General features: G+C 75.4%; 2 protein-coding genes, 1 tRNA gene and 2 pseudogenes. 4 read left to right on the top strand and 1 reads right to left on the bottom strand.

Annotated features, from left to right (window positions below; genetic code table 11):
* The 3 genes and pseudogenes from L0B03_RS14985 to L0B03_RS14975 all read left to right on the top strand — a co-directional run.
* Positions 1-612 (top strand): annotated as a pseudogene (locus L0B03_RS14985) (hypothetical protein); the annotation flags it as partial.
* 52 nt (positions 613-664) lie between these two features.
* Positions 665-737 (top strand) — tRNA-Ala (locus tag L0B03_RS14980).
* Positions 738-851: 114 nt separating this feature from the next.
* Positions 852-2,126: a beta-N-acetylhexosaminidase gene (locus tag L0B03_RS14975; protein ID WP_250447221.1), complete on the top strand. Its 1,275-nt coding sequence runs from the start codon at positions 852-854 to the stop codon at positions 2,124-2,126.
* Between the two features lie 6 nt (positions 2,127-2,132).
* On the opposite strand, the gene L0B03_RS14970 is transcribed toward L0B03_RS14975, so the two are convergent.
* Positions 2,133-3,701 (bottom strand): phospholipid carrier-dependent glycosyltransferase, encoded by a 1,569-nt coding sequence (locus L0B03_RS14970; RefSeq protein WP_250447218.1) that lies wholly within the window; start codon positions 3,699-3,701, stop codon positions 2,133-2,135.
* A 41-nt stretch (positions 3,702-3,742) separates the two neighbouring features.
* Between L0B03_RS14970 and L0B03_RS19640 the strand changes: the two are divergent.
* Positions 3,743-3,876: pseudogene (locus L0B03_RS19640) on the top strand (16S rRNA (cytidine(1402)-2'-O)-methyltransferase); the annotation flags it as partial.

Here is a 3,876-nt window from a genome sequence, read left to right as displayed (position 1 = left end):
GTCACCGTCCTGGGGCTAGGACGGCGCGCGGTGGTCGCCGGGGGGCGCGCGGACGCCGCCTGGGAGGCAGGTGCCGCCACCCGCCCCTCGCTGACGATCGACCGGTCTGCCGGGCAACCGGCCCGACGCACGACCGGTCGTGCCGTCCACCCCTCCGAGGCGAGCACCGAGGTGATGGCTCGCGTCCCGCGGGAGAGCGTCACGAGCGCCCGGACCGACCGCACCCCCACCGGGACGACGTCCACGGGCGCCACGCAGGGGCGCGTCCCCGAGGCCCCCACGGAGTCGTCTCGCACGGCTGCGCAGGCGCGGTCCGAGACCCGGTCCGCCGAGACCTGGGCCCCGGTCCCCGTGCCGCGCCCGTCCTACACCTTCAAGGCAGCAGCCCCTCGCCGGGAGCCGGCCCCCCTCGTGCTCGACGAGGTGGCGCCGCCGGCCGCAGGAGGCCGGCTCGCCGAGGACGCGCCGTCCGCTGACGAGGGACTGGACGCGGCCGGGCACCTGGAGGCGTCGGCTCCCCCCGCAGCGTCCTCGGCCGCGGGCTCGGCCGGCCCCGCCAGGTCCCTCGACCTGGACGCGATCCTCGCCCGTCGGCGTGCGTCGGGGGAGTGAGGCTGCGGGTCGGTAGCACCGCCGACGTGGTGCTAGCCTGTTACCCGCTCAAGGGGCTGTGGCGCAGTTGGTAGCGCGTCTCGTTCGCAATGAGAAGGTCAGGGGTTCGAATCCCCTCAGCTCCACCGCTAGAAGGGTCCTGCTGCGCTGGTACGTCCAGCCGCAGGGCCCTTCGTCATGAGCACCTCGTCTCGTGCGGGACTCGCCGCTGCAGGCCGGAGGTCAGGAGGACGGTGCCGGTGACGGACGGTCGTGACGTCCTGCCCACCCCACGCTCGGTCGAGCTGCGCCCCGGGGCCCCCTTCCACGTGCGTCCGGGCATGCGGGTGGTCGCCGGGGCGGACCCCTCCGCGGTGGGCACGGCGGTCCTCGCCGCGGGACGTCTCGGCGAGATCTGCGGCGCCCCGGTCTCGGTGACCCACGAGGAGTCGACCGCCGGCCCCGCGATCGTCCTCACCCTGACCCGCGACCCCCGCGAGCTGGGCCTGGTCGACGCCGTCGATGCCTCCCGGATGCGCGAGGCGTACCGCCTCACGGTGAGCCGGGACCGCGCCGAGATCACCGCCCTCGCCGCCCCCGGGCTCCTCCGTGGGGCGACCACCCTGCACCAGATGGGCCACCGCCTGCCCGAGGACCGCACCACCCGTGGCCGCCAGGCAGCCCTCAGCTTCCCCGCGGTCGAGGTGGTCGACCACCCGCGGTTCCTGTGGCGCGGCCTCGACCTCGGTCTGCACCCCGCGACCGTGGACGTCGCGGGGGTCAAGCGGGTGGTGGCCGTGATGACGGACCTCAAGCTCGACGTGCTGCACCTGCCTGTGGGCGAGGGGGGCGGCGAGTACGACGTCGAGGACTACGCCGAGATCCTCACCTACGCCCTGGCACGGCACGTGACCGTGGTGCCCGAGGTGCGGCTCCCCGTCCCCGAGCAGGGGGCCGGCACCGGGTCAGGGCTCGACGGCTGGGACGAGACCTGGATGCAGGAGGTGCTCGGCAGGGTCCTCGCCACGACGCCCGGACCGGCGCTGCGGCTCGCCCTGCGCGGTGCGGGGCCCGGTACCGCAGACCCCAGCACGGCGGGGCTGGTCGCCCGAGCGGCGGAGGAGGTGCACGGCGCGGGCAAGCTCGTGGTGGGTGCCGCCGCGCTGCTGGGCGAGACCGCAGGTCAGGGGACGGTGCTCCGCCACGTCGGCGACGGGCGCCTCACCGTGCAGGAGGAGGCCGCCGTGGGCCGAGGAGCAAGGCTCGTCCTGGCCCGGGAGGGCGCCCCGCTCGACGGCTCTCCCGTCGCGGGTCCAGGACCCTCCGCCGGGATCGCCGGTCTCGAGGCCGTGCTGCCCTCGGGGTGGCTGGTCGACCCCGAGCCCCGGGGACTGACCAGGCTCGCCCAGGTCGCGACCCTGGCCGAGGTGGCGTGGGCCGTGCCCGGGCGTCAGCGCCCGCTCGCGACCCGCCTGCCGGGTCCCGTCGAGCGGTGGCGCTCCCTCGGGCTGCTCGACCTGGACCCACCGGCCTGAGCGAGGTCAGACCCAGCCGTGCCACCACTGGCGCAGCTGCCACTCGCGGAAGGTGGTGACCTCCCCGGTCCACACCGGGAGGAACCACGCCGTGGTCAGCAGGACCAGCACGAGCCCGACGACGACGACGCCGCGCACCATGGTCCGGCGCCACGGCTCGGCCTCGCCCCACGCGAGGAGCCGCCCGATCGCCCAGGTCAGGCACAGCACCATCCAGGGCAGGACGACGATCGCGTAGAAGGCGAAGATCGTCCGGTGGGAGTAGGCGAACCACGGCAACCAGCCCGCGGCCAGACCCGAGAGCGCTGCCAGGGCCACCCCGTCACGACGTCGGACCACCCACCAGACGCAGGCCACCACGGCCGCGGTCGCGAACCACCACAGCAACGGGTTGCCCAGCGAGGTGACGGTCTGCGCGCAACGCTCCGCCCCGCACACCTGCAGGGGAGGTTCGGGGGACTCGAAGAAGAACGAGGTGGGTCGCAGCTGGAGCAGCCAGCCCGCCGGGTGGGAGGCGTAGCCGTGCTCCGTGGTCAGGGAAGTGTGGAAGCGCCACATCTCCTGGTGGTAATGCACCCAGGAACGCAGCGCCCCGGGCAGCCAGGTGACCCCTTCGCCCGGGTGGGTCGCCGCCCACGTGCGGGCGTACCCGCCCTGGGTCGCGAACCACCCGGCCCACCCCGCGACATAGCTGACCGCGGCCGTCCCGACCACGCTCAGGAAGGCGAGCGGCCCGTCCCGCAGCAGGGCCGTCTGCCACCAGCGCGAGGCCCCGGACCGGTGCCGGGCGAGGAAGTCCCAGCCGACCGTCAGCAGACCGAAGACCGCGACGAACCACAGGGCCGACCACTTGGTGCCCACCGCGAGCCCGAGCAGGAGCCCCGCCGTGACCCGCCACGGGCGTAGGCCCAGCCCTGGCCCCCAGCCGCGATGGGCCCAGGGCGGTCCCGTCTGCCGGGCCAGGCGCTCCCCGGTGCGGTCCCGGTCGAGCAGCAGGGCGCCGAAGGCCGCGAGCAGCAGGACCATGAGGATCCCGTCGAGCAGGGCCGTGCGCGAGTGCACGATCGCGGCGCCGTCGACGGCGAGGAGCAGCCCGGCGATCGCGCCGAGGCCCGCCGAGCGGAACAGGCGCGTGGCGATACGGGTGAGCAGCAGCACCGCGAGCACCCCGGCCAGCGCCGAGCCGAGCCGCCACCCGGCCGGGTCCTGCGCTCCCACCAGCCGCAGCCCGAGCGCGATGACCCACTTGCCCACCGGCGGGTGCACCACGTAGGCGGGTGCGGTCGAGTAGCCGTCGACCTGACCGGACTCGAAGGCTGGGTCCGGGTCGTCGGGCCAGCTGCCCTCGTACCCGAGGTGCAGCAAGGTCCAGGCGTCCTTGACGTAGTACGTCTCGTCGAAGACGAGGACCTCGGGGCGCCCCAGGTCCCGCAGCCGCATCGCGGCGGCCAGGGCCGTGACCGCGAGGGCCGTGACCCAGCCCCACAGGGCCTCCCTGCCCGACCCGCCCCGGGGCCCGGTGGGTCCCCGCCTGCGGTCGCTCGCCGCGCGGCCCGCCGGGAGGGTGCTGGTCACGCCGTCATCGTAGGGCCGGGCAGCCGCGTAGCCTGGCCGCCATGAGCAGCGGGCGGATCGTGCTGGCGGCCACGCCGATCGGCGACGCGGAGGACGCCTCGGCGCGGCTGCGGCGCCTCCTGGAGACCGCCGAGGTGGTCGCGGCGGAGGACACCCCCCGCCTGCTCGGCCAAGT

This window comes from Actinotalea sp. C106, from assembly GCF_023630195.1.
Lineage (GTDB): Bacteria > Actinomycetota > Actinomycetes > Actinomycetales > Cellulomonadaceae > Actinotalea.
The sequence above is the reverse complement of the archived record's forward strand: the minus strand, read 5'-3'. Positions and strand labels throughout refer to the sequence as shown.